This window comes from Neptuniibacter sp. (assembly GCF_024231755.1).
In the GTDB taxonomy this organism is placed as follows: Bacteria; Pseudomonadota; Gammaproteobacteria; order Pseudomonadales; family Balneatricaceae; genus Neptuniibacter.
The window spans coordinates 1-24207 of sequence record NZ_JAAEQH010000078.1 but is presented as its reverse complement, the minus strand read 5'-3'; the positions used below and the strand labels follow the sequence as shown (position 1 = coordinate 24207).

The 24207-nt window shown below is 45.9% G+C and carries 27 protein-coding genes; 15 read left to right on the top strand and 12 right to left on the bottom strand.

Annotated elements, in window-relative coordinates; translation table 11 throughout:
• Positions 1-289: 289 nt before the first annotated feature.
• Positions 290-583, top strand: coding sequence for a hypothetical protein (locus GY843_RS03720; protein WP_297306655.1), 294 nt, complete (start codon positions 290-292; stop codon positions 581-583).
• A gap of 184 nt (positions 584-767) precedes the next feature.
• Here the strand turns inward: GY843_RS03720 and GY843_RS03715 are convergent, their stop codons facing one another.
• On the bottom strand, positions 768-1040 hold the full coding sequence (locus GY843_RS03715; protein WP_297306653.1) for a DUF3081 family protein: 273 nt from the start codon (positions 1038-1040) through the stop codon (positions 768-770).
• A gap of 1915 nt (positions 1041-2955) precedes the next feature.
• On the opposite strand from GY843_RS03715, the gene GY843_RS03710 reads away from it, so the two are divergent.
• The 4 genes from GY843_RS03710 to GY843_RS03695 all read left to right on the top strand — a co-directional run bounded on the left by GY843_RS03710 (position 2956) and on the right by GY843_RS03695 (position 5040).
• Positions 2956-3585, top strand: a complete 630-nt coding sequence (locus tag GY843_RS03710) for a DUF4272 domain-containing protein (RefSeq protein ID WP_297306651.1) — start codon at positions 2956-2958, stop codon at positions 3583-3585.
• Positions 3586-3604: 19 nt separating this feature from the next.
• Positions 3605-3907, top strand: a complete 303-nt coding sequence (locus tag GY843_RS03705) for a DUF2004 domain-containing protein (protein ID WP_297306649.1) — start codon at positions 3605-3607, stop codon at positions 3905-3907.
• A 105-nt stretch (positions 3908-4012) separates the two neighbouring features.
• Positions 4013-4447 (top strand): hypothetical protein, encoded by a 435-nt coding sequence (locus tag GY843_RS03700; RefSeq protein WP_297306647.1) that lies wholly within the window; start codon positions 4013-4015, stop codon positions 4445-4447.
• A gap of 146 nt (positions 4448-4593) precedes the next feature.
• Positions 4594-5040 carry an N-acetyltransferase family protein gene (locus GY843_RS03695; RefSeq protein WP_367183789.1) on the top strand — a complete coding sequence of 149 codons (447 nt, stop codon included), beginning with the start codon at positions 4594-4596 and terminating at the stop codon, positions 5038-5040.
• A 49-nt stretch (positions 5041-5089) separates the two neighbouring features.
• Here the strand turns inward: GY843_RS03695 and GY843_RS03690 are convergent, their stop codons facing one another.
• Both GY843_RS03690 and GY843_RS03685 read right to left on the bottom strand, forming a co-directional pair.
• Positions 5090-5392: a DUF3817 domain-containing protein gene (locus tag GY843_RS03690; protein ID WP_297306645.1), complete on the bottom strand. Its 303-nt coding sequence runs from the start codon at positions 5390-5392 to the stop codon at positions 5090-5092.
• A gap of 63 nt (positions 5393-5455) precedes the next feature.
• Complete coding sequence (locus GY843_RS03685; protein WP_297306643.1) at positions 5456-5869, bottom strand: group II truncated hemoglobin; 414 nt, start codon at positions 5867-5869, stop codon at positions 5456-5458.
• Positions 5870-6099: 230 nt separating this feature from the next.
• On the opposite strand from GY843_RS03685, the gene GY843_RS03680 reads away from it, so the two are divergent.
• Positions 6100-6402, top strand: coding sequence for a hypothetical protein (locus GY843_RS03680; protein WP_297306642.1), 303 nt, complete (start codon positions 6100-6102; stop codon positions 6400-6402).
• Between the two features lie 39 nt (positions 6403-6441).
• Here GY843_RS03680 and GY843_RS03675 read toward each other — a convergent pair whose 3' ends face one another.
• On the bottom strand, positions 6442-7113 hold the full coding sequence (locus GY843_RS03675; protein WP_297306640.1) for an adenine nucleotide alpha hydrolase: 672 nt from the start codon (positions 7111-7113) through the stop codon (positions 6442-6444).
• 30 nt (positions 7114-7143) lie between these two features.
• Positions 7144-7491: a DUF5522 domain-containing protein gene (locus GY843_RS03670; protein WP_297306638.1), complete on the bottom strand. Its 348-nt coding sequence runs from the start codon at positions 7489-7491 to the stop codon at positions 7144-7146.
• Between the two features lie 277 nt (positions 7492-7768).
• Here GY843_RS03670 and GY843_RS03665 point away from each other — a divergent pair, with 277 nt between their 5' ends.
• Entirely contained in the window at positions 7769-8605 is an 837-nt protein-coding gene (locus GY843_RS03665; protein ID WP_297306637.1) for a fatty acid desaturase, read from the top strand.
• Between the two features lie 81 nt (positions 8606-8686).
• Here GY843_RS03665 and GY843_RS03660 read toward each other — a convergent pair whose 3' ends face one another.
• From GY843_RS03660 to GY843_RS03640, 5 genes are read right to left on the bottom strand one after another with little or no spacing between them, the layout of a single operon-like run.
• Entirely contained in the window at positions 8687-9940 is a 1254-nt protein-coding gene (locus tag GY843_RS03660) for a bifunctional molybdopterin-guanine dinucleotide biosynthesis adaptor protein MobB/molybdopterin molybdotransferase MoeA (protein ID WP_297306635.1), read from the bottom strand.
• Entirely contained in the window at positions 9933-11066 is a 1134-nt protein-coding gene (mobA, locus tag GY843_RS03655; protein ID WP_297306633.1) for a molybdenum cofactor guanylyltransferase MobA, read from the bottom strand. Before mobA ends, GY843_RS03660 begins: the two co-directional genes overlap by 8 nt.
• Positions 11059-11736: an energy-coupling factor ABC transporter ATP-binding protein gene (locus tag GY843_RS03650; protein ID WP_297306631.1), complete on the bottom strand. Its 678-nt coding sequence runs from the start codon at positions 11734-11736 to the stop codon at positions 11059-11061. The genes mobA and GY843_RS03650 overlap by 8 nt, the downstream gene beginning before the upstream one ends.
• 49 nt (positions 11737-11785) lie before the next feature.
• Complete coding sequence (locus GY843_RS03645; RefSeq protein WP_297306629.1) at positions 11786-12487, bottom strand: ABC transporter permease; 702 nt, start codon at positions 12485-12487, stop codon at positions 11786-11788.
• 25 nt (positions 12488-12512) lie between these two features.
• Positions 12513-13340, bottom strand: a complete 828-nt coding sequence (locus tag GY843_RS03640) for a substrate-binding domain-containing protein (RefSeq protein ID WP_297306627.1) — start codon at positions 13338-13340, stop codon at positions 12513-12515.
• A gap of 422 nt (positions 13341-13762) precedes the next feature.
• On the opposite strand from GY843_RS03640, the gene GY843_RS03635 reads away from it, so the two are divergent.
• From GY843_RS03635 to GY843_RS03625, 3 genes are all read left to right on the top strand, one after another.
• On the top strand, positions 13763-15154 hold the full coding sequence (locus GY843_RS03635) for a sigma-54 dependent transcriptional regulator (protein ID WP_297306625.1): 1392 nt from the start codon (positions 13763-13765) through the stop codon (positions 15152-15154).
• Positions 15151-17286, top strand: coding sequence for a cache domain-containing protein (locus GY843_RS03630; protein WP_297306623.1), 2136 nt, complete (start codon positions 15151-15153; stop codon positions 17284-17286). Before GY843_RS03635 ends, GY843_RS03630 begins: the two co-directional genes overlap by 4 nt.
• A 111-nt stretch (positions 17287-17397) precedes the next feature.
• Entirely contained in the window at positions 17398-18396 is a 999-nt protein-coding gene (locus GY843_RS03625) for a GGDEF domain-containing protein (RefSeq protein ID WP_297306621.1), read from the top strand.
• 9 nt (positions 18397-18405) lie between these two features.
• Here GY843_RS03625 and GY843_RS03620 read toward each other — a convergent pair whose 3' ends face one another.
• Positions 18406-19314, bottom strand: coding sequence for a helix-turn-helix transcriptional regulator (locus GY843_RS03620; RefSeq protein ID WP_297306619.1), 909 nt, complete (start codon positions 19312-19314; stop codon positions 18406-18408).
• Complete coding sequence (locus GY843_RS03615; protein ID WP_297306617.1) at positions 19311-20198, bottom strand: formate dehydrogenase accessory sulfurtransferase FdhD; 888 nt, start codon at positions 20196-20198, stop codon at positions 19311-19313. Before GY843_RS03615 ends, GY843_RS03620 begins: the two co-directional genes overlap by 4 nt.
• 304 nt (positions 20199-20502) lie before the next feature.
• Between GY843_RS03615 and GY843_RS03610 the strand changes: the two genes are divergently transcribed.
• The 5 genes from GY843_RS03610 to GY843_RS20985 all read left to right on the top strand — a co-directional run.
• Complete coding sequence (locus GY843_RS03610; protein ID WP_297306615.1) at positions 20503-20946, top strand: DUF3305 domain-containing protein; 444 nt, start codon at positions 20503-20505, stop codon at positions 20944-20946.
• Positions 20936-21466: a DUF3306 domain-containing protein gene (locus tag GY843_RS03605; protein WP_297306613.1), complete on the top strand. Its 531-nt coding sequence runs from the start codon at positions 20936-20938 to the stop codon at positions 21464-21466. Before GY843_RS03610 ends, GY843_RS03605 begins: the two co-directional genes overlap by 11 nt.
• Before the next feature lie 264 nt (positions 21467-21730).
• Entirely contained in the window at positions 21731-23401 is a 1671-nt protein-coding gene (locus GY843_RS03600; protein ID WP_297306611.1) for a 4Fe-4S dicluster domain-containing protein, read from the top strand.
• Positions 23402-23415: 14 nt separating this feature from the next.
• Positions 23416-24045, top strand: a complete 630-nt coding sequence (locus GY843_RS03595) for a molecular chaperone TorD family protein (protein ID WP_297306609.1) — start codon at positions 23416-23418, stop codon at positions 24043-24045.
• 56 nt (positions 24046-24101) lie between these two features.
• A partial coding sequence (locus GY843_RS20985) for a twin-arginine translocation signal domain-containing protein (protein WP_367183790.1) occupies positions 24102-24207 on the top strand: 106 nt, incomplete at its 3' end.

Here is a 24207-nt window from a genome sequence, read left to right as displayed (position 1 = left end):
GACACCCGCTTCATGCTGCTTGATGGCTTTGATGATTTGCTCTTCCGTGTAACGTTTCTTCATGTCGAGATCCCCATTTAGATCGTAGATTATCTGGAAATCTCATCGTCGTCATGGTGTTAAATTCGGGGGAAAGGTCAGACGCATTACCATCTTTAAAAACCGGCTTTGTAACTATATTTACGATACGCCCTTTAAAGCAGATCACCGGTTTAACTAAAAATATGAAAACTGATCTATTAACTACAAGTTAGAGTAAAATCATCTGTTAACGGATCAGTGAAAAATTATGAAAAACCTCACTGCACAGTGCCCTCTGTGCCAAAGAACATTAGCTTTGACATTCCATCACCTGATTCCCAGAAAGGTGCACCGTAGAAGTCATTTTGCTAAACGATATAACCGTGATGAGTTAAATCGCGGCATCAATATTTGCCGTGGCTGCCACACGGCAATTCATCGCACTTTTGACGAAATGACACTGGCCAAAGAGTTTAACTCACTTGATGCGCTCTTAGCCTCTCCCGAGATACAACGTTATATCGCTTGGGCATCGAAGCAGAAAGTCTCAGCAAACCCTTAATACAGAGGTACATTACTAAAGAGGTAAGAGATAAATTGCATGAATTTGATGTGCTTAAAAGGAGCTTAGGGCAAAAGCAAAAGCCATCACCCAATTAGACTTATTCTAAACGGTTGAACCAATCAGGGAGCAAGTTGTTTGCACGTGTTAAGGCCTCATCGATAAAGGCTAGCAACACATATCTTTAGTGATGCTTATTGTATATGCGATCTAGTTTATGAAGGAATTCATCAAACTGCGTTCTTTTCGCAAAGTCAGCCTGGAATTTATTGTGAAAGAAAAGATTCAGTTTAACCTGTGAATCAAGCAAAGTAAGGGTATAACCTTCCTGATCATGCTTAGCTTGTATACCTGAGTAGATATAGTGACCATCCCCAAGCTTCTCACCATGATCCAAAATGCAATGAAACACACTAAGTGTTCTCATCACGTCAACTTTAAGCTCGTTATCAGTCATTAAGTTCTAATCCTGTAAAAAAAGGGGCTTGGCTAAGAAGCCAAGCCCAAATTGAGAACAGCTGTAAGGGGCAATCGGGTGATCTTGAACTGCTCATTAACAGAAGATGCATTCCTGATTATTCAATCAGGATCTACAACCCGGACATAACGGTAGTAGATCTAAAAACGCATCCCGAACAAAACCAGAAGGTTATGGCTTTGTATTGAGGCAAGCTAATTACCTAGCCCCCTATTAATCCAGCTTCCTTTCAAGAGTCATTATTGTTACGCAACAAGTAACTAAATAGATCACAGGGAATTAAGCGAGCTTTAAGGGATAGAAACAGGGTGTTGCGACGCTAACCCAGTGGCAGATTTTGCTAAGTACAATCAGACTAAGCCTGAATCCTCTTACTTACTTCTAACAAAAAGCGTGATGAAGCCCGCATTTCTCACCAAAGATCGTCTCGACTACTTTGTTTCCGGTGCTTGTGTGAAATACTTGTCGTAAAGCTGATGTGTACCCCTTCCTGCTTCAACTGATCTAATGCTTGATAAAACTGATAAGCCACTGAGTTTGTACCTAGTTTTTCTGAAACAGAGGGTTTTAAAGCTCACCCTTGTAGCCCTAAATTAAACTTCGGCACGTTATACCTCCCCTCTGTGCAGCTGAGTATCGCAGCTTGAACCAGAAACAAGAGCTTGTTTGTCTGAGGAAACGAAGTGACCGAGTTTACAAGCTCGCTGGTTCAAGTGAGAAACGGAAGGTATCAGGCGTAGCCCGACAAGCAGTGGGGCCGCAGGGGATTGTTAAGGTTGAACTAAGGGTTTCGCCCTAGGCGAGTCAGGGTATTTGTCTCGGCAAATACCCTAACAACCTAAAGCCGACCCAACTGTTTGGTTGGCTTCGCCAACTTCCCTGCGCGTTTCGGTTTCACGTGAGGCTGTGGAACTCGTCGCTATGCTCCTCAAACAGTCCTCGCCTTTAATCACGCAAAACCTGCAATGCTCAGCTGCACAGATGGGATACCATTTCGTGCCAAAGTTAATCTTTAAGTTTGCTTGTATACACAGCTATAAAAACACCGTTTTGAATGAAATACGGCACGTTGTATCTCCCTTCTACGCCGCCGAGTATCGCAACTTACAGCAGGAAAAAGAGCTTGTTTGTTTGAGGAACGAAGTGACGAGTTTACAAGCTCGCTGATGTAAGTGAGAAACACAGGGAACCAGACGAAGTCTGGCAAGTAGTAGGGCTGACGGGGATTGGCAAGGGGAGTTCAGCAACTCCCCTTGCCTCATCTTCAGATGAAAGCCTTTTAGCTTAGTAAAAAAAAAGAGATCTACTTTTAATCTCCAGTTATGAATCAACTTCACCAATGGATAAATCTAGCGCCACAGTTATGGATTCCCGAAGACCACTGATCAAAATACCAACAAAAACGAGAAAACCTAGGGAAAACACTTATTTAGTACTGCAAAAAAATGGTCATTTACTACTCATAACCCCATGTTATTTGAACCAAAGTTCAATTTTGCACCGCACAAAAGAAAGCGATACTGAACTGGCAGTTGATGCTTAAATTACCAAGGACATGTGGTAATTCTAAAGCTCATCTTGCATCCCATCTTCAACTCTGGCCTTGCCATGAGTTAACGCATTTTTCAGCCCCTATGATCTAGGGGCTTTTTTTTGCCTGACTTATAGAGCGCCATTCAACAGAGTTTCATCTCTATGAGAGTTATGTGAGGATATAGGGACAAGTTTTATACTTTCTCCATGAAGGAGAAAACCTCGGGCAAGGAAAGCTTATGACATACAAATACCTACTCGCTTTTCTTGATTTCAATCCAAAAAGATATCTGACAAATTGTCGTAATTAAAAGCGACAAAATGTCATATATTTAGCTGTTAGGTGTCCAAGGAGTAAGAATTGAATCCAGAGGAAAGGAAGAAGAAAACGGAAGCTATTCTTTCAGAGCGAAATATTCCGTTCATAGATTGGCTTCCGTTAACTGAAGATGAAAATGAGGTCGTCCCGAGAAGCTTACAAGATATTGGTGAGCGCATAATCTGCCTGTTTTGCCTGGCAGGAACTGCTTTTAACGAAGGTGATACTTCTTTTATTGAGTACCTGAAGGAGTACGACTTATGGGATTCCTTGTCAAAAGAAGAGAAAAACTACCTGTCCAGCCCAAGTTACGGAAACCAAGCACAAATAAATGCTAGCTGGCGTCTTGAAGCGTTATACCTTCTCGTTTGGGCTGTTGGGTTAGTCCCCACATTATCATTTCCAACTGAACAAGCTAGCGTAAACGAGTTTATTGATTCTTTGCCGAGTTCTGATGAAGCTCCGGATAATTTCATAAGCTCACTAAAGCTGAGGCCCATATCCGAAATCATGGATGCATCCGATCTCACATATCGTTTACATTGGGCTGTAAGGCAGCATGGAGCTTCTCTCGATCTAGATGGTGGGGTTGTGCAAGAAAGGCATCATGCCATTAATTGGCTTACGAATTATGATGGTGAAAAATGGGATTGGGTAGCAACAGACACCTAATGAGGCGTTAGGTGGCCAAATGAGTAACGAAGCTAAAGCACTCGAAGGTATTAGAAGGGCATCTGGCACAGAGCAAGGTGAGTACAGTATTGATGAGTTTGTCTCGCATCACATAGATGAGCTGCCTAGAACTTATTGGAAAAAACATTTAGGTACCGAGACTCCGTCAAGTGAACAAGTAATTGGGCTTTTAGCTCTGCGTTCTAAATGGGATGACGAAGAAGTTTATGACTTCACACTGCCTGAAGACGTCACGGACTATGTAGTAAGCGTATCTTTCGATGATGAAGGAAACATCGAAGATATCGAAATGGAGAGCTAGCAATGCCCCTAACAAGTCTAGGTAACATCGCCCCTACGGGGCTGGACCTTCATTCCGCGGCTTCGCCGCTACATTTTGGCCGTTGCTAAAGGCGTTAATTTCTAGATGAGCATTTACCGAAGAAAAACAAATTTTGCAGTTCGAACACTTCTCATAGCATCTGCACTTGTCGCCTCAATTCTTGTTTTTTGGGCATATGGAAAGGTGCAATGGAGAGGCTGGGCTATTGGCCCTACGGTTTTCATCGTGATTTTTTGGTTTTACATGTTTCGCGAAGACCTAATTAACCGCTATGTTGAAGAAGAGTCAAAGTACATTGAGCTCGGTGAGGATAGATTGAAACTAGTCGATCCAACTAAAAACTATGAAGGCGTTATTCGGTACAAAGATGTTGAACTAGCTCGAGTTTTTTTAAAGGAAAATGAAGTTCACAAGATTGTTTTCTTTATGAGTAATGATCAGCGTATTGTAGTGTCTGGATATAACGGTTTGGACCGAACAGCAGAGGGATTGAGTAAGTATATAGAATTGAAAAATTAACAAGCGGCTGTTGTTGCCACTTCGTGGTAGGGACTGCCTTTTCGCTGCTTCGCAGCTACAAGTTAGCCCCAAAGCCGGGCGTTGAGTTTCAAGAGAGACAAAGCAATGAATATTAGAGAGGCCACTAAAAAAGACTGGGATTCAATATGGCAATATTCCATGAAATTGTATTGGCTGGTGAAACCTATGCCTACGCAACTACAACCACCAAAGAGCAAGCTGAGAAGATCTGGCTGGAAGTTCCACGGAAGACATTCGTCTTTGAAGAAGATGGTAAGGTTTGGGGCACGTATTACATAAAAACCAATCAAGCAGGCCCTGGTAGTCATGTTTGCAATTGTGGCTATATGGTCTCTTCTCTTGCTAGGGGCAAGGGTCTTGCAACACTAATGTGTGAACATTCCCAGCAAATAGCATTAAAGCTAGGCTACAAAGCCATGCAATTTAATTTCGTGGCATCCAGCAATGAAGGTGCAGTTCACTTGTGGAGTAAGCTTGGTTTTGAAACTGTTGGTCGTTTGCCCAAGGCATTTAATCATCCTTCAAAAGGGTTTGTAGATGCACTGGTAATGTATAAATGGCTACAAAATTAAGGGGGCCTAACCGATTAACCCCCTTCCATAAAGCTACTTAACTTCGCCCTCAGACCGAAGTCATTTCCTCTTCCTGATATTTCCTCTTATCAAGTTTCCGCAAATAGATCTCAGCCGGGATAAAGGCAAATGGGATAACAGACGCCAGCATCAAGCCTAACTGTTGTTTAGAAGTCCAATTCTCTTTGTGTGAAATGCTCATTACCTGCATAACGTAAACCATAAACAGGATGCCGTGGGTCATACCCAGCGTGGATACATAATCTCTACTGATATATCCCAGCGTGACACTTAAAATTGCGATGTAAGAAAGGCCTTCAAGAAGGCTGATGATGCGAAGTAGTTTGATCATTAAATAAGCTCAAAGATGGGTAGTAAGTAATTTTTATCTAAGGAAATAGTGTCTACGCAGAATTCATCTACGACAGGCTTGGGTGATTCTTTCTGCTGGAACTCGTAGTTGCTCTATCAGATAAACCTTAAACGGTTCTTCATAGGGCTGTTGCTCAACCGCTTTTTGCATGCAAAGAATCCAGGCTTCACTCTCCTCAGTTCCAATAGTAAGGTGGCTGTGAGCATGAGGAATGCGAATTGAGCCATAGTTTTGAGAGAAGTGCTTAGGCCCACCTAACCAGCCGGATAGAAAATAGGCGAGTTTCTGTCGAGATTCAGTCAGGTCGTCTGGGTGCATTTTACGAATAGTCTGCGCTTGAGGCAGCTCATCCATAAATTGGTAAAAATCATCGACTAGCCGAGTGAGTCCAGCGATCTCACCTGCCATTTTGTAGGAGTTATCATCTACACCATATTCACAGCTGGGAGTATCCATTTACTAATCTCTCGGGCTCTTCTTTATAAAATCGTTGTTTGCTCAAACAGCGCGCATTCTATCAATTTCTATTGCCCAATACCTGTCGCTTATTTTGGCAAGTTAGTAATAAATTTCGATGTATTCCTCATTATACGTAGGGTTGTTTAAGTGCAATCCGCCATAGAGATAGGTATATTCTGCGGTGATTAGCGAAATAGCTTCTAAATGCGGAGCGACACAGAGATAAGATGAAAACAGATGCCGATAATATGGGTTTTGAAGTAGCAGGAGTAGAACCCACCACTGCCCATTCCCCTCTAGAAGAAAATAGTCCCGAGAAACGATTAGTTGCTCGAGCCAATGAAGTGGCCCTCGTCTACAAAGGCCGTGAGATCCACGTTAGGGATATCACATTGGATAAAAATGGCTTTTTAGTAGGCCAGGTGTCTGACTTCACCAATGTATGCACCACCCAATATGAAGGACTGAGATTAGGTCAGACAATCACCTTCAGGCATCCGCATGTGCATCATTTGGTTCAACCAGCATAGGCTGGATTTTCTCGACAGCTATCGCCTGCAAGGCAGGCGCTAAGCTTCCGCAGACACCACATCCGCAAAAACAAACCCTTCCCTTTCCACAACCTCTGTCACTCGCACATTGATAGGTTGTTTGAAGATCGGTGCATCATAAACAAAGCTGTGGAATTCGCCGTTTTCACCACAAGGGTCAACTGATTCTGGCAGGTCGGCCAAGAACTGTTCTGTGTACTCTCTACCAACAAATGATGGATCAAGTTGTTTGGGATCAACGCAGGTGATAATAGTCTTCAGACCACCAGCAATCATCTGCTGACCCAGCTCATCAGTTGGGCTACCCCAGAGTGGGAATACCGGTTCAATACCTGTGCCTTGCAGCTGAGTAATACGGTAATCGCGGATATCTCCAAGGAACAGATCACCGAAGGCACAACATTCCACCCCCCTCGCCTTAATGCTATCGATAAATTCCTCCATGATCTCAGCATACTGCTCATTAGTGCACGGATAGGGAATCTCGATTATATCCAGTGGCAAACCTATCTGACGCGCCTGCTCCTGCAGCAACTCAACACGTACAGCATGCATCGCTGTGCGGGCAAACTTCTTATTGATAGTGCAGAACAGTCCTACCAGTTCATATTCGTTCTTTTGCTGTAACTGGTGCAGGCTCCATGCGCTGTCTTTGCCTGTGCTCCAGGACATCATCAGTTTTTTCTTCATGATCAGGGTCTTATGATTTCAGTAGACGTGTTAATTCTTAGGATAAGGGCAGTGCCTGCAGCCATTGCCGCAGCAGTTACCACGTTTAAGATGGAACCAAGAGGTAAAGACATAATTGCCACTTTCAATGGTGTAGTCGATCCCTTCCACTAATTCTGAGGAGGCTAAAGGTTTAGCCATTTCGACTACGTCTGCTATCGGTTTGTTGGCTAAGGCTTCGGCAATCCGTTCGTGAATCGCTTTCTGCAGGCAGCTTGGGCAACGGCAACTCTGTGAAGAATCCAATGGCATTATCGTAGGGTAACTGCTGCACCAACACCCCTTAGAATCAGGGCCTGAATCACAGTTAAACTCGGTATCACAAACAGAACAGCGCATGCTAATTGAAAACCTCAGGGTACAAACAAAATCTAAGCGGAAGGAATCTTATGCCAAATGATCCTAATGTAAAGTTTCTTTGATCTGGAACCTAACAATTAGTTATGAAGCGTCTTTTGGCGTATATACAGCTTTGCCCTTTTGCTTTATGTTTCCCCTCCAGTTTTAACCTTCTTGCCATTCATACTGTGCTGGTGTTCTTTACAGCCCTATACACGCAAGAACCTATAAGCAGTGATAAGAAATATTGCTTAGTTACCGGAAGATGTGGAAGTAGATGTCTAAAAAGCAAAATGGTTTGATTGGTTTCAGATACAAAGAAGATCGCTGGCCTGTATTTATCGTTCTTAGCCTCACCGTTCTTGATTTCATTCTGTACTTTACTATCAATAATCTCGCTATTCTAATCGGCTATTATCTGTTGATGATTCTCCCTAAAGGGGTGATCTGCGCATGGAATCACCACCATCAACATCTCTTTACATTCCGACATGCAGCCCTCAACCGCGCTTTGGAGTTTGTCTACGCCCTGCATACAGGGGTTACCACCCACCTATGGCGTTTACACCATGTACTAGGGCACCACCTGAACTTCCTTGATCAAGAAAAAGATGAAAGTCGCTGGAAACGTAAAGATGGTACTCCAATGGGGGTAATCGAGTACACACTTGATGTCGCTCTGACTGCTTATACCCGAGGCTATCAAGTGGGCAAGAAGCATCCTAAACAGCTGTCCACTTTTTTGATTTATACCGCGCTGACGTTTGCGATTGTGGCACTGCTGGTTTGGTATAACCCGGTTGCGGGTATTCTGTTATTTGTACTGCCAATGATCACTAGCCTGCTATTCACAGCCTACGTGACCTATGAGCATCACTCGGGTCTTGATACGGAAAACGAATTTGAAGCGTCCTACAACAATCTGGATCCACTCTTTAACCGTCTAACCGGCAACCTGGGATACCACACTGCTCATCATCATAAACAAGGTGTGCACTGGTCTAAACTACCGGAACTTCATGCAAAAATTGAGGATAAGATCCCCGAGCACCTTTACCAGGGATCTATTTTTATGAGTATGCTTTTTGGACGTGGGGTTAGAAAAACGGGATAGGTTAATTAGCCTATCCTGCTTACGTGAAATTCTCTTACCAGGAACCCTCTTACCCGAAACTCTCTTACCAGAAACCTGGCCTTAAAGCAGATCAGAGAATGGCTGGATCAGTACGGTCTGGCCTGCTTCGATCTCAGAAAATTGATCCTGAATCTCTATAAAGCAGTTCGCCTGCACCATTGAAGTCAGAATACCGGAACCTTGCGCACCGGTAGATTTCACCACCAACTGTCCATTTTCATTGATACGATAGACTCCACGGCTGTAATCAGTTCGGTGCTCTCGGGACTTCAGACGCTCTTCAGCTACGGCCACCATACGTTTAGGTTGCCAGTCAGCCTGCCCCATCATTTTACGAATAGCTGGCTGCACGAACTGGGTGAATGTAACCATCACCGCTACCGGATTACCAGGTAAACCAAAGAAAGGTGTTTTGTCTAACTGCCCAAATGCCAATGGTCTGCCAGGGCGCATCGCGATACGCCAGAAGTTGATCTCTCCCACGGCTTCCAAAGCGTTTTTGATAAAGTCTGCCTTACCCATAGATACACCACCGGAAGAGATCACCATGTCCGCTTTAGCTGAGGCTTCTCTAAGTGCTGTTTCCATTGCGTTCTGGTTATCATCGATAATACCCAGATCCAGTACCTCGCAGCCTAAGCGTTGTAGCATACCTGTCAGGGTGAAACGGTTGGTATCGTAGATGCAGTTTTCAGGCAGGCTCTCACCTTGAGGGATAACCTCATCACCGGTTGAGAAGATCGCTACTTTCAGCTGGGGATAAACAGCAACTTCTTTCTGTCCCAGTGAAGCGATTAAGCCCAGTTCCTGCGGACGAAGCAAATTGCCTTTTTTCAGAGCAACGGAACCTTGCTTAATATCCTCACCGGCTTGGCGTACATGTTGGCCCGTTTTAATCGGGCCAATGTAGCTGAGTTGATCACCTATAATCTCGCAGGCCTCACGAATAATAATGCTGTCTGCACCTTCTGGAACTGGCGCACCGGTCATTATCTCAACTGCTTCTCCAGTCCCAACCAAGCCGTCAAACCGCTCACCAGCAAAAACTCTACCGATAACTTTCACCGGCTGATCTGGAGATACTGTTGCTGAGTTAACCGCGTAACCATCCATAGCAGAGTTGGTCTGTTGCGGCACATTATGTTCAGAGATCAAATCTTGGGCCAAAACACGGCCAGTGGCATCGGTTAAGGCAACCATCTCACTAATTTCAGGCGCTGCCACCTGCTGTAGAATATGCGCAATACTGTCAGCTACAGGTAACATGCCGCCGGGATTGGCTGCAGGATCAAAACAACTTAAAACTTCACTCATAGTACGGTTTACGCCAACACAGATTTGGGGTTAGTTCTGGGCCAGCCAGATAGTCCTGAATAAATGACAGGATAGCTTCGGGATCGTTAAGATCCAACGCTGGGATTTCCCGCTGCATCTCTATCGGTTCATCAGAAGCAAACGCGATGATGTTCTCATCTTCGCCATGCATAACTTCACGCTTCAGGATTGTACGATGCAGTTCAATCTTAGGAAACGCTTCCTGTTTAAAACCTTCTACCAGTACCAGATCCAACAGTGAGTGGTCCATACGGCTCAGCATATGGGTCAGTGAAGGCCGGTCTCCCTGATCTTCTTCAACCATCAAAGCCCAACGCTTACCAGAACTGATAAGCATCTGATCAGCCCCCGCTTTGCGCAACTCATAACTATCTTTACCGGGGTGGTCTACATCGAACTTGTGATGGGCATGCTTAATCACGCCAACACGAACACCCTGCTCTTTCAGCATAGGGATCAGCTGTTTGAGCAGTGTTGTTTTACCGGTACCACTCCATGCGGCAAAACCAAGTAGCTTTGGCATCTGCTGCAGTTCGGCAAGATCATCGCGACGGTTCACATTAATAAATGCATCTGGATGATCAGAGAAATCCACCTCGATCATATTATGCATCGCATACCATCGATCAATCTTTCGCTCACCCTCTGCAAGGGTAGCCTGTAAACTTTGCAACAGATCTCTTTTAATCAGTGAAACAACTGGCTGTAAACGTTTACCATCATGAGCTACGGCAATCTCCGCACCTTCTGCTACAGCCTTATCTAACATCCGAGATACCAGTTCATTCGGGAGATAAGGGCTGTCACAAGGGACAAACAATACCCAGTCAGTCTGTGCATGAAACAGACCCGTAGCAATTCCCATCAGTGGTCCCTGAAAGTCACCTTCCAGATCGCAAACCACTGGCATTCCTAACGTGCCATAAGCATCCATACTGCGATTAGCATTGATCAGACAGTGACCCACCTGCGGCTTAACAATATCCAGTACATGGCGGATAAGTGGTTTACCATTAAGCTCCATCCAGCCTTTGTCGACGCCTCCCATGCGACGAGCCATACCTCCAGCCAGTACGATAGCTGTTACCTGATTAGAACTATGCATATTGTGGTGTTTCCTGAGAGTGAATTGATTCGGCCAGAATGCCATTAGAAAGACGCAGGTGACGTTTACACTGCTCAGTTACCCGGTTGTTCTGATGACTGGAGACCATAACAGTGGTGCCATCGTGCAGTAGATCAGATACCAGTTCACCAACTGTATCCACTGAATGAGTATCCAGATTGGCAGTTGGTTCATCCAGAAAGAGTAATCGGGGTTCCAGAACCCAGGCACGAGCCAGGGCAAGACGCTGCTTTTCGCCACCCGACAGAGAGTGTGCTGACTGCTTTGCCAGCGGTTCGAGTCGTGACCACTCTAGTGCTTTCTTAACTTTCGTGCGAATGTTTTTGCGGCTTTCTCTGCGAATTTTAAGGCCATAGGCCAGATTATCTTCCACATCACCAGCAAAGATATAAGGCGTCTGGTGCAAATAAATTACCTGTGGGTGCAGACGGTTATTCCACCAGCGACGTGCGTTGGGCGTCACATCCACTCGACCACTACAGGGCTTATCTAAACCCGCCAGAATTTTCATCAGCGTGGTTTTGCCTGCACCGTTATCACCACTCAAGTGCAGACTTTCTCCTTCCCCTACGTGGAAGTGTGGAATTTTAAACAATTCTCGCGCACCAAAACTTTTTACTAGTTTTGCCGCGTTCAGTTCCAGGCCCATCAGTTTACCCTCCAGAAACTCTCACCAGCTTTAAAGCCGGATAAGCTTCTTAAACTAACTGTCCTTTCCCTCTGACTGAGGCCAGAGTGAAATTTAAAATAAGTGCTAACAGTAAAAGCACCAGACCAAGGGCGACACCTTGGGCAAACATGCCTTTACTGGTTTCAAGTGCAATCGCAGTGGGTATGTTCCGGGTGTAACTCATGATGTTTCCTCCGACCATCATGGAACAACCTACTTCGGAGATAATCCGTCCAAATGCTGCTAATACGGCGGCCAGTAGGGCAAATCGCGCCTCACAAACCATAGTCCATACGGCAACACAGCAATTTGCTCCTAAGGTTCTCGCTGTTTCCCAAGCCCGTTTATCGATTCCCTGAAATGCAGCGTGGCTCATACACACCAACAATGGCAGCGATAACAAGATCTGCCCTATCACCATAGCGGGCTGAGTAAACAGCAAGTGAAGATCACCAAATGGACCACTGCGAGATAACAGCAGATACAGCGTTAGCCCAACCACAACGGTTGGAACAGCCATCAATGCATTGAACAACGCGATCACCATCCAGCGGCCTTTGAACTCAACCATCGCCAACAGAAATCCAACCAGAATTGCCGGGACAGTAGCAATTGCAATTGCTGTTAGTGATACCCGAAATGATACCCAAATGATGTTCCACAGGTCAGCGTCAAAGCTGAGCAACAGCTGTAACGCCTGACCCGTGGTGGTTAAAAGATTATCGTCCATCAACTATCAAATCTGTTCGCTACTCTTATTTACCAGCAACAGATTGCTGAGCAGAGCCATGGAACAATACTTTTCCTTTAATACGGAAATCATTGATCAGCTTCTGGCCTTCAGAAGATACAAACCATTCGGACAGAGCTTTCGCACCTGATTCGTTAAGACCTTCATGTTTAGTTGGGTTTACCTGAATAATTTGGTAAGGGTTGAACAGGCGTTTATCACCCTCAACCAGTAACTTAAGCTGCAAACGATCTTCGTAGGCCAACCATGTGCCACGGTCTGTCATAGTATAACCATTCAGTTCATCGGCAATCTGTAGGACTTTACCCATGCCCTGACCTACTTCTTTATAGTTGGCAAAGTTTTTACCGGTTGCGGTGTTCGACCAAAGAGACAACTCTTTTTTGTGAGTACCGGAATCATCACCACGGGAAATAAATTGTGCATTAACCTGCGCCACGCTCTCTAGTGCTGTAGCCACGTCACTCGAGCCTTTAATTTTTGCTGGATCGGAAGCTGGCCCCACAATGACGAAATCGTTGTACATAACGCTCATTGGATTAACACCGTGACCCGCATCAACAAACTTTTTCTCTGACTTAGGTGCGTGCGTCATCACCACATCCACATCACCAGCCTGCCCCATGCGTAACGCTTTACCTGTACCTACTGCGATCACATGCACCTTGGCACCATGTTTTTTCTCAAACACTGGTAACAGGTCATCCAACAGACCAGAATTATAAGTACTGGTTGTTGTTGCCAAACGGATGATCTGCTCCTCAGCTACAGCAGCAACTGAACCGGTTGCCAAAATTGCTGCGGATAATGCAGCGGAAATCCACTTTTTCATTTTTTAATCCTTTGCTCTCGCTCGTTATTGTTATTAGGCCCGGTTTGACACTCATTAAATTTGTTGTGAGTAATCTCTCACATCAGTAGCCACATCATTAGCTAACTGCTGCTCGATTCAGGGCACAGAGTACTCTTCGCCTCGGATTCACTAGAGCAATTACAATGCCAAACAAAACAAGACTCATAAAAGTAGTGAAAAAATGATTTCCCGCCTAGAAAAGAGGGGTAAATTATCAACCAAAGTCTAAATAACACCTTTCTAGCAGGGATAATTGAGTCAAAATGAAACAATAGTCTTATCACACCCCTGGGTCATTTTGCGCCATAATGTCCATTCAATAAAACCCAAGGGACATTTTGTCCCGTTTGCATAATAACAGCCACTAAATCCTACCATTACGGTTAGTTTGTGAGATTTATATGACTTCGGACCCAAGCCAGTCCATCGAAAATATGCCAGCCGTCTCTGTTCTTATTGTTGATGACGAGCCGGGGATGCGTAGTTTTCTGCAAAAAGCCCTACATAAACGTTTTGCGCTTGTTGAAGTAGCAGGTAGCGTTGAAGAAGCCGAAGAACTACGCAAAAGATGTCATTTTGATCTGCTCATTGTCGATATAAAACTTCCGGGGCGATCAGGTATGGAGTGGCATGAAGCACTGGAAGATAACGAACGCAGTAGTGACGTTATCTTTATGACCGCTTATGCTGATCTTGAAACAGCCATTCAGGCCCTGCGTGCAGGGGCTTCAGACTTTATTCTAAAACCATTCCGTCTGGAACAGATGATGAATGCTGTAGATCGCTGTCTTGAGCGCAGAGCGATGGCTCGCAGTAACTTTGTACTGCGTCGTGAGGTAGAAAAAGCATTCCCTACCACTCATATGATCGGCAGCAGTCCGGCGATTAATCAGGTACAGGAAGTCATTCATCGAGTAGCTAAAACCCCCTCCGCAGTACTTATCGAAGGTGAATCGGGTACGGGCAAAGAGTTGGCTGCACGTATGTTGCATCAGTTAAGTAACCGTAGTGGCGCTTTTGTACCCGTGAACTGCGGTGCTATCTCACCCGATCTTCTGGAAGCAGAACTTTTTGGCCATACCAAAGGCGCTTTCACCGGGGCCAATAAAGCCCGCGAAGGTCTGTTTAATTTTGCCAGTGGTGGCACCCTATTCCTTGATGAAGTAGGCGAAATGCCGCTACTAATGCAGGCAAAACTACTTCGAGCTTTAGAACAAAAAGCGGTACGCCCGGTAGGTAGCGAACAGGAAACCAGTGTTGATGTACGTATTATCGCAGCGACCAACCGCCATCTGAAAGACGAAGTAGCTGAAGGCCGTTTCCGTGAAGACCTCTACTACCGTCTTAACGTACTGAGTATCACACTTCCACCATTAAGAGATCGTCGCGAAGATCTGCCTGATCTGATCCACCATTTTTCTTCGAAGCTTTCCAGAGAGTTGGGGCTATCCGCGATTCCATTTAGCCATGATGATCTGAAGGTAATGCAGGCCTATAACTGGGCAGGCAACATCCGCGAGCTGAAGAACCTGATCGAACGCTGCATCTTACTCGGTAAACTACCAGCAGATTATTTCCGTGAGCTTGATAGCGAACCTCAGGCCTGTGCCAGCTTCAGCGGCTGGTCACTGGAAGCAGTAGAGAAGCACCATATTCTGCTCACCCTGGAACAACACCATGGCAACAAGTCTTCCGCTGCCCGAGAGCTAGGCGTATCCCGCAAAACCCTTGACCGAAAGTTGACCAGTTGGGCAGCTGCGGAAGCTGAACAGGCTTGTAAACAGACAGCATGATCAAGTTCTGGCAAAAACTGCACAGTTCACTCAGGCATAAACTGCTGCTACTAACCCTTCTACCCCTGGCTCTCACAGCTCTGGGCTTTGCACTGATGGCGGCTTACTGGACCACCAGCTATACCGACCGCCAGCTGTATATGAAGGTAAGTGCTGATCTGTCTGTTGCCAGCGGTACACTGAACATTATGCAGCAGGAGCAGGAAGATACTCTGCAACAGCTGGGCAATAGTTTTGAGTTCCGCACCAATCTACAGCTAGGTAATAGCCGTGCACTGCAAGTACAGCTGCTCGAAGTAAAGCTGAGTCGTAGCCTGGATTTTCTCCGTTTTATTGCAGCTGAAGATATAGAACAGATCAGAGAGGAATCATTTGTACCTCTGGTAAAACGCCTGAGCAACGGAGAGAGCCTGAAAGGAATTACCGTTCTTAATGCTAATGAGTTGGATAGTATTACCTTCGGACTGGCAGACAAAGCTCAGATCACTCTGATCGATACACCACGTGCAGTCCCGAGCGAACGGGAAAATGAAGACCGCGCCATGGTCCTGCGAGCCCTGGTTCCTGTTACCGACGATTTTGGCGAACTGATCGGTATTCTGGATTCCGGCCAAGTACTTAATAACTCCACTCGTGCCGTGGACACCATTCGTGATCTGGTTTACGGCAAAGGTAGTCTGCCTGATAAAGGTATTGGCACCGTAACTCTGTTTCTGGATGACGTACGTATAAGTACCAACGTACCTCAGGACAACCCTAACCAGATTAAAAATAAAAACCTTAGCTTAAAAGACCGAGCGATAGGCACTCGAGTATCTGCGGAAGTTCGTAAAAAGGTTCTGCTACAGGGAGAAACCTGGATCGACCGTGCGTTTGTAGTAAACGACTGGTATATCTCAGCTTATAAACCACTACTCGATTTTAACAATCGCAAAGTAGGTATGATCTACGCTGGTTTTACAGAAGCCCCATTCTCCAGGATCTACTATAAAACCCTATTTGAGTCGGCAACATTCATTGCCTTGATCATGCTGGTTTCCGCAGTGGTGGTAATCAACCATACCCGCCTACTGTTAAAACCTCTTGCGAAAATTCATTCTGTAGCTACATCCATTGGTGACGGCTCCATGCAACCGCGTATAGGTAAGCTGGACAGCTCAGATGAGTTGGTCGACTTGGCTGAGCAGTTCGATGTGATGTTAGACCTACTAGAAAAACGTGAGCAACAGATCCGTAGTGCCAATGATCAGCTGGAAATCACGGTCGAAAAAAGAACTCGCTCGCTACGTAAAAGAACTGAAGCGCTTAAAGATCACATCCGCCTACTAAAAAGCACCCGCAAGCAGCTGCTGGATAAGGAAAAGCTAGCCGTATTAGGTGAATTAACCGCCGGTATCGCGCATGAGATTAACAATCCTGCAGCAGTGATTCTCGGTAATATGGATCTGTTGGTAGCCGAGCTTGGGGAAGCGGTAGAGCCTGCCCGAGGCGAAGTTGATATGGTGATTCAGCAGGTATACCGCATCCGTTCTCTAATCAACAATTTACTGCAATACAGCCGCCCTGGGCACTATGTTGAAAGTTATGAGCACCATCAACTTAATCAGGTAGTAGATGACACTTTGCAGCTGGTCTCTCACGCACTGGAGAAACAACAAGTAGGTATCATCAAGGACTATCAGGCAGATTGTCCTGTAGAAGTGAACTGCCAACAGGTACAACAAGTGCTGGTTAATCTGATCCTCAACGCCTCACATGCCCTTGAAGGGCCGGGAAAAGTGGAACTCATAACTGAAAACTGGATCGAGGACAACCAGCTTAAAGGAGCTATAATCAAGATTGTTGATAAAGGAAAAGGTATTAGCAAAGGACATTTAGCTCAGATTTTTGACCCATTTTTTACTACCAAGAAAAGCGGCACAGGCTTGGGCCTCTCCGTGAGTTACAGCATTATCCGCCGCCATGGTGGTGATATTAAAGTAGAGTCTGAAGAGAGTGTAGGCACCACATTTTCCGTCTACCTCCTGAGAGATGCTGAAGTTTCTGGCGATGGAGAACTGGAAGGAATACTTGATGGTTTAGCCTCTGCGGAACGGACCAACCGCAGAGCAACCAGCACGGTTAGCAGTTAATTAATGATGTTTTGATCTAGGTTAACTAATCCATAAGGGTATGCCCTTAATAACTTAGCTCAAAAAATTATAATGTTATGCTAGCTTTTAAACCGACAAAGGAGTCGGCTTTTGGATTCTGCAGTTACAAAAGTTTCGGATTATTGTGATCTGTTCCTTGCGCTCACCGAGCCCAGGGACCTGGCCACATTAAATGAGTCCCTCCTGGCTACCTGCCTTGTCCTGTTCCCTGAGCAGCAGTTCTGGCTTTGTGATTATAATGACATTGACCAGAAAACCTTCAGTGTAATTCCCAGTGGTGCAAGCGATTCGGAAGAAATTCCGTTTTTAGATGAACTCAAAAAGATCGTTAAACAGAGCAGTTCTTCGTTACATGAACATAAATACGCCATCGAGGGAGACATATCTCTCTATGCTTACAACATTTTCCACTCTGTAAGTGGCTTTCTGGTAACCAACCGTCCTATCGACAAGGCACTGTTCCATGAAGTACTACTGAAACTGCTTAAGGTTTATTCCAATCAGCGCTTCTTTATGTACTCTGCATTGAACGATGCACTTACTGGTCTCAACAATCGCCAGTCATTCGACCAGCAGATAGGAAAATTATTGCTGGACAAACAATATGCCAAGCGCCGCTCAAGCGATAAACAGAATCATAACTGGTGTTTTGCCCTTCTCGATATAGATCACTTTAAACAGGTCAATGATGATTATGGCCACCTGTTCGGAGATGAGGTGTTAATTATCTTCGCCAGGATGATGCAACAGACATTCCGTAACGGAGACCTTCTATTCCGATACGGTGGCGAAGAGTTTGCTGTAGCCCTTCGTGACATCTCTCTTGAATCTGCGCTTTCTGTTCTGAACCGATTCCGTCAGGCTGTGTCGGAAGCTGAATTCCCCCAGCTCGGTCAGGTTACTGTCAGCATAGGAGTTACCGAGATTGAAGAAAGTTTGTCGGTACCGGTTCTTATTGATCGTGCAGACCAGGCTCTCTATTTCGCTAAAGAACACGGCCGCAATCAGGTGCATAGTTTCGAAGCTCTCGCTGGCTCAGGTTATGTAACTCTGACAAATACGCATGAAGGTGATATCGAGCTGTTCTAACCCAGATACTCAACCTGCATCCGCACTCCATACAAGACGGCCACAACGGCTCAGATCATAACCCTGTAGACGCTGAGCAAGATCAACCCCTTCCGGGCTTTGAAAGAACTCAAACAGCTGCTGTAACAGCTTACGGAAATACACATTACGCGGTACTACAAGATCAAAACTCTCATCACATACCGGAATAAAACCAAGACCAAATTCACGCGCTGCACTTAATGTACCCGGCCCAATATCCGCCTCTCCTTTGGCTATCAGGGAAGCGACTTCCCGTTCTGAATAAGCAGTACTACCTACCGTCAGGCTATCATAAGGAAATGCCTGGCCAGCAAGCCACTCGTTAAGGAAACGTTGAGACCCAGCTCCCTCTTGCCGAACGACCCAACGCGTACTGTAATCCAGCGCCTCAACAGGATCTTCAAGTCGCGATTGATCCATAGTCCGTACAATAAAACCCTGACTACGACAGAATAGGTGCACCAGTATCCAATGCTTGGATTGTGTGTACTGTTGCAATAATGCAGGATGGCGCAGCTCACTCTCTTCAGCTCTTCCCCAATGAATGGCGCAAGCATCGGCATGCCCCTGAGCAAGAAGATCCAATCCCAGCTTAGTTCCCGTTACGGTATAGCTGAACAGCGCTTTGGTTCGTAGTTGTTGGGTCAGGCGGTTCGCGGCAGCTTGCAATAAGGGATCATCACTACCAGAAAGCAGTAAACGGTCTGCCATCATGCCGCTGTGACAGCTTTCCAGTAACCAACGATCCACTAGTGATTTTGGAAACAACCATTTACCGGTAAGTTTGGTTGCTGGAATCTCTCCCTCTGCAGCCATCGCATAAACTTTCTTTTCGTTTAAATGCAGGTACTCAGCAAGTTGGCGCGCATTAAGAAATGCATTGTTCATATCACTCATGAAATTCCCTCTCTGCTTCGCTCAGATTTCCCACTTTTTCTGGAGGAACCTAAAGCCTGCTCAGGTATAGCATCACGTATCAGGGAATCCTCACCACTAAACTGTAGAAAGTGATGGCCTTTAGCACGGGCAAGCATGGTAATACCTAATTCGCGAGCCAACGCCAAACCCATTTGAGTCACCCCTGAGCGAGATAGCAAAACCGGAATACCCATCTGGGCAACCTTAATTACCATCTCAGAGGTCAACCTTCCGGTGGTATAAAAGATTTTTCCCGAATCGCTGATTCCATCCAGCCACATACGTCCAGCCAGGGTATCCACGGCATTATGCCGCCCGACATCTTCAACAAAGGCAACAACTTGATCACCTTCACAGATAGCACAACCATGAACTGCTCCGGCATTTTTGTAGGTTTCATTGTGCTGATTCAGATTATTCAGCAGCGCATACACCATACTCTGCCTGATCTGCACAACCGGGAGCTGCACTTCCGCTAGCTTATCCATAAGATTGCCAAACATCGTGCCTTGACCACAACCAGTAGTAACGGTGCGTTGCTGTAACTTTTCTTCTAAACCAGCAGGTTCGTTATGGGTAACAACAGCAGCAGCTTCAACTTCCCAATCCACCTGGATCGCTACCACTTCATCAAGACTATGAATAAACCCCTGATTACGCAGATAACCCAAAACCAGAGCTTCCGGGTCCCCACCTAATGTCATCAGCGTAACGATCTCTCGTTTATTCAGATAGATAGTCAACGGTCGCTCACAGGCAATATGCACCTGACGCTCTTCTCCCCGCTCATCAAATACTTCCACTGTTTGTGTCAGCTCAGCTGCTGCCTGACTTAAAGTCAGATCTGATCTTCTCTTATCCATCTGCATAACCAGCTATGTTTTTTCTTTTAAAACGTATCTATTAAAACACTTAATACACTGCAATAAGCAAATCCCGTTCCTCCCCAGCTGCTATAGGCCTTACAACTACATAGTGTAATTTCCACACTCATCGAACGGGACAAAATGTCCCACCCAAACTAACCACCTGCCCCTTTTTGCCAGACTTTTCTCCCAACTTATATCTACAGCCCAGTATTTACGGGCACTGGCCCATCCTTTGCACTCACTGACTAAAGAGCCTTCCAAATAATAAAAGAGCAAGGCCAAAAACAAGGACCGCCAAATGACAGATGTGAGAAGCAGTGACCGATGGCCACTACAGATTGAGTTAAATAGCGAAACTATTGAGGTCGGTGGATGGGATAGCGAACGTTGGTCTATAAGTTCGCTCCATCCAGACCAGAAAGCAGATAAAGGTTACAACCTCACACTAGAGCTGCATAAAGATGAACGCACCGATTACCGCTTTAATCTTAATTCAGTTACCCCCCATCTGTTTGTTCTCTGTTGCGAAGATGAAGCCAGCGGAGAATTTACCCCCATGCATATTACGGCTAGCCAGGATGACGCTGCATCATTTATGGATGGCGAACACCAGATATTGGAGACACCTATGCCTCCTGCAATTCAGTGCTGGGTTGATACCTATCTGGGTATCCACGGTGAACTTATAGATGCAGGTAAAAAGAAGAAAAAACGTGGTAAGGGGCGCAGCAGTGGACGATAAACAATCATTTTTTTCTCGCTGGTCTCAGCGCAAGGCTGAGCAAAGAGAAACAGATCCTTCTACAGATGAAGCTGTAGAAGTAGCTGACTCGGTAATAGTAGAAGCAGATGAGAACGAAGAGGTCATCCTCACAGATGAAGATATGCCAGATATCGAAAGCCTGGATCAGGACTCCGATTACGGTCAGTTCTTTTCAACGGGTGTAAGTGATGAGCTTAGAGATCTGGCGCTACAGAAACTGTTTCGCTTACCTGAATTCAATCTCCGAGATGGTTTAAACGACTATGACGAAGACTTCAGCAAGATGCCAGAACTGGCTGAAGCAGTCGTCGCCAAGCTTCGCAACTGGGTCAACGAGAAAGAGGAAGATCTGAAAGAGGAGCTGACAGAACAGATCACTGGTTCTGAAAGTGACAACGAAGAACCCCTGCCAAACGAAACAACATCTCAAACCGAGCAACAGCAGGATTTCTCTGATCTGGAAGAGGATGACCTGGGAGATGCGGACCTGGATGGCTAGTTAGCCATTTGGGCAAAAGCGACCAATTGACACAACAACAAACAGACAAAAAGACAATTTGTCCCTTTTTGTCTCAACAAACAGCAAAGCAACCGACCCCTGCTCCTTTCCAGGCACTTTCTTGCAGCAGATTCTGGTTCTCCCCTTGCTTTGTATTAATGAGGTGACAGTCCGGTTGGGGAGAATCGGACTGAACTACAGGAAAAATCAGGCAAATCAATAAAAAGACCTGATCAAAAGGCCTGTAGTCGAGTGAGGTAGAGAATGACAAATGAGCAAAGCCGTTTTGCCACGGCACGGGATGCAGCACTGAGCAGTGTTATGTTTCCCCATAACCTGGCACCGGCCACAGTAAGTTTCAGTACATACGGCCATCTTTTGATCACAGGATCTGAAGATATGATCCGTCTTGCAGCCGAGCAACTGCGAGACATGGCCAGCCTTACCCTACTGGTTACCGAGAATGTCCAGAATCAAGACAGTGAACATCTGGAAAAAGCGCTTAACTGTGCAACTGACCTGACTGTTTACAGCGCTAAGCTGAAAGCAGTTAAGGGATTCCTGGGTCAATTCCAGACCATCATTGAGCAGAATGGAGAAACAGCAGAGTTAGCCAAAGTTGCCCAGAATCGAGCAACATTTGATCTGATTCTGAATCTGGGTGAACAGAATCTGTTTAATACGGAACTTCCACCTGCAGGTTATTTCCACGTTAAACCTGAAAGCGATCAGCTCAATGAGTTGATAGATGAGCTGCCGGGTTACATCGGTGAATTTGATAAACCTCGTTACTTCCAGATCAACAACGATATCTGTGCACACAGCAGTCGCGGCCAAATGGGTTGTACCCGCTGCCTGGAAGTTTGCCCTGCAGATGCTATTAGTTCATTGAACGATAAAGTCGAGATTAACCCGCACCTTTGTCATGGTGCTGGCGGCTGTGCAACAGCTTGTCCAACTGGCGCAATAAATTACGCCCTGCCTCAACCACAGCGTTTACATGAATATCTACAACGCCTGCTGCAAAACTACCTAAGCCAAGGTGGCGAAAAACCCGTAATCCTATTCCACGATCACGAACAAGGCAAAGTCCTTGTAGATCAGAACCGTGATTCTCTAGCTGGCAACATCATCCCAGTACAACTGGAAGAAGTCGCAGCTGCCGGTCAGGAAAGCTGGATTACTTGCCTTGCTTCCGGTGCAATTCAGGTTCTGTTACTCGATACAGAAGCGGTGCCGCAAGTTGTACGCGATCTACTGAACAAAGAAGTATCGCTAACTCAACTGATGTTGGATGGTTTGGGTTACAACTCATCCCAGCTCCAGCTGATTAGCAGTGAACAGCTGTTACAGATCTCGACCGGTTCAGATTTTAAAGTTATTCAGCCTGCGGCTCTGATTAATCAGAGCGAAAAACGTAACACCCTGTTCGCCGCTATAGATCATCTGGTCGAACAGGCGAAAACCGAATTACCGAGTTACCTCGCCCTGCCGGCTGGCGCTCCCTTTGGTCAGGTCGCCGTAAACAACACAAGCTGCACACTGTGTATGTCCTGTGTGGCTGTCTGTCCCACCCAATCTCTGACCGATGGTGGAGAAAAGCCGGCTCTTAATTTTACTGAGCAAAGCTGCGTCCAGTGTGGCCTTTGTGAAGGCGCATGCCCTGAAAAAGCGATCACACTGGAACCTCGTCTACTGCTGACCGAACAACGTAGTCAACGCATCGAGATTCATGCTGAACCTGCATTTGAGTGTATCAGCTGTGGTAAGCCATTCGCTCCACGAAGCACAGTAGAGAAGATGATCGAAAAGCTTAGCGGTCACCGTATGTTCCAAGGGCCCGCCCTTAATCGCTTGAAGATGTGTGAAGACTGCAGAGTCCAGGATATCTACACAGATCTCAGTGCTAACCCTGAAAAACAACTGGAACTGTAATGGAGCCAACCACTATGAACATGATCAGTAGCGCTCCTGCACTTCAGGAAACAGATGAACTCAGAGCTGATATTTACGCTTTGCTAGCGACCTTGCTACGCAGCTCACCCAAAGGTGACCTGATGCAGTGGCTGACCACAGTAGAGCCAGATCAGGATGAAGATTCTCCAATGGCACGTGCCTGGAGCACGTTGGCCCTATCGGCTAAGCATAGCAACGAACAACAACTGGAAGATGAATACCACCACCTGTTTATCGGTGTAGGCCGTGGCGAACTGATGCCATTCGGTTGCTGGTATCTGACCGGTTCACTGATGGAGAAACCACTGGTTCTTCTGCGTGAAGACCTTCAAGTACTCGGTTTCCAACGTCAGCCAGATGTTAAAGAACCGGAGGATCATATCGCCGCGCTTTGCGAAGTAATGAGCATGCTGATTCAGACCGGACGTAATTACGAGACACAGCACCAGTTCTGGCAGAAACACCTCCAGAGCTGGGCCAACAAGTTTTTTACAGATTTGCAGAATGCCGAACATGCCGTGTTTTACACCGCAGCAGGCCTTTTGGGTGAGGCGTTTATGCAACAGGAAGATAACTGGTTCCTACAGTTATCACCTGCCGCTCGCGAGGGCGGAGAACAATAAAAAAAGGAAGCCTATAAACACGTTTATAGGCATATGACATTGCGGAGAAATACACGATGAGCCAGGACAAGAAACCTGATACAGGTCGCCGCGGCTTTCTGAAGAAACTGGGCATGGCAGGTACTGCCGCCGGTGCTGTTGCTGTAGCAGGCACAGTACAGG

Coding starts and splice junctions, on each gene's coding strand:
- GY843_RS03680 (WP_297306642.1), top strand. CDS start 6,100: ATGAAAACAGATGCCGATAATATGGGTTTTGAAGTAGCAGGAGTAGAA.
- GY843_RS03690 (WP_297306645.1), bottom strand. CDS start 5,392: ATGATCAAACTACTTCGCATCATCAGCCTTCTTGAAGGCCTTTCTTAC.
- GY843_RS03595 (WP_297306609.1), top strand. CDS start 23,416: ATGAACATGATCAGTAGCGCTCCTGCACTTCAGGAAACAGATGAACTC.
- GY843_RS03645 (WP_297306629.1), bottom strand. CDS start 12,487: ATGGACGATAATCTTTTAACCACCACGGGTCAGGCGTTACAGCTGTTG.
- GY843_RS03705 (WP_297306649.1), top strand. CDS start 3,605: ATGAGTAACGAAGCTAAAGCACTCGAAGGTATTAGAAGGGCATCTGGC.
- GY843_RS03600 (WP_297306611.1), top strand. CDS start 21,731: ATGACAAATGAGCAAAGCCGTTTTGCCACGGCACGGGATGCAGCACTG.
- GY843_RS03685 (WP_297306643.1), bottom strand. CDS start 5,869: ATGGATACTCCCAGCTGTGAATATGGTGTAGATGATAACTCCTACAAA.
- GY843_RS03665 (WP_297306637.1), top strand. CDS start 7,769: ATGTCTAAAAAGCAAAATGGTTTGATTGGTTTCAGATACAAAGAAGAT.
- GY843_RS03640 (WP_297306627.1), bottom strand. CDS start 13,340: ATGAAAAAGTGGATTTCCGCTGCATTATCCGCAGCAATTTTGGCAACC.
- GY843_RS03695 (WP_367183789.1), top strand. CDS start 4,594: ATGGCAATATTCCATGAAATTGTATTGGCTGGTGAAACCTATGCCTAC.
- GY843_RS03620 (WP_297306619.1), bottom strand. CDS start 19,314: ATGAGTGATATGAACAATGCATTTCTTAATGCGCGCCAACTTGCTGAG.
- GY843_RS03660 (WP_297306635.1), bottom strand. CDS start 9,940: ATGAGTGAAGTTTTAAGTTGTTTTGATCCTGCAGCCAATCCCGGCGGC.
- GY843_RS03700 (WP_297306647.1), top strand. CDS start 4,013: ATGAGCATTTACCGAAGAAAAACAAATTTTGCAGTTCGAACACTTCTC.
- GY843_RS03675 (WP_297306640.1), bottom strand. CDS start 7,113: ATGAAGAAAAAACTGATGATGTCCTGGAGCACAGGCAAAGACAGCGCA.
- GY843_RS03610 (WP_297306615.1), top strand. CDS start 20,503: ATGACAGATGTGAGAAGCAGTGACCGATGGCCACTACAGATTGAGTTA.
- mobA (WP_297306633.1), bottom strand. CDS start 11,066: ATGCATAGTTCTAATCAGGTAACAGCTATCGTACTGGCTGGAGGTATG.
- GY843_RS03720 (WP_297306655.1), top strand. CDS start 290: ATGAAAAACCTCACTGCACAGTGCCCTCTGTGCCAAAGAACATTAGCT.
- GY843_RS03715 (WP_297306653.1), bottom strand. CDS start 1,040: ATGACTGATAACGAGCTTAAAGTTGACGTGATGAGAACACTTAGTGTG.
- GY843_RS03650 (WP_297306631.1), bottom strand. CDS start 11,736: ATGGGCCTGGAACTGAACGCGGCAAAACTAGTAAAAAGTTTTGGTGCG.
- GY843_RS03635 (WP_297306625.1), top strand. CDS start 13,763: ATGACTTCGGACCCAAGCCAGTCCATCGAAAATATGCCAGCCGTCTCT.
- GY843_RS03630 (WP_297306623.1), top strand. CDS start 15,151: ATGATCAAGTTCTGGCAAAAACTGCACAGTTCACTCAGGCATAAACTG.
- GY843_RS03615 (WP_297306617.1), bottom strand. CDS start 20,198: ATGGATAAGAGAAGATCAGATCTGACTTTAAGTCAGGCAGCAGCTGAG.
- GY843_RS03670 (WP_297306638.1), bottom strand. CDS start 7,491: ATGCGCTGTTCTGTTTGTGATACCGAGTTTAACTGTGATTCAGGCCCT.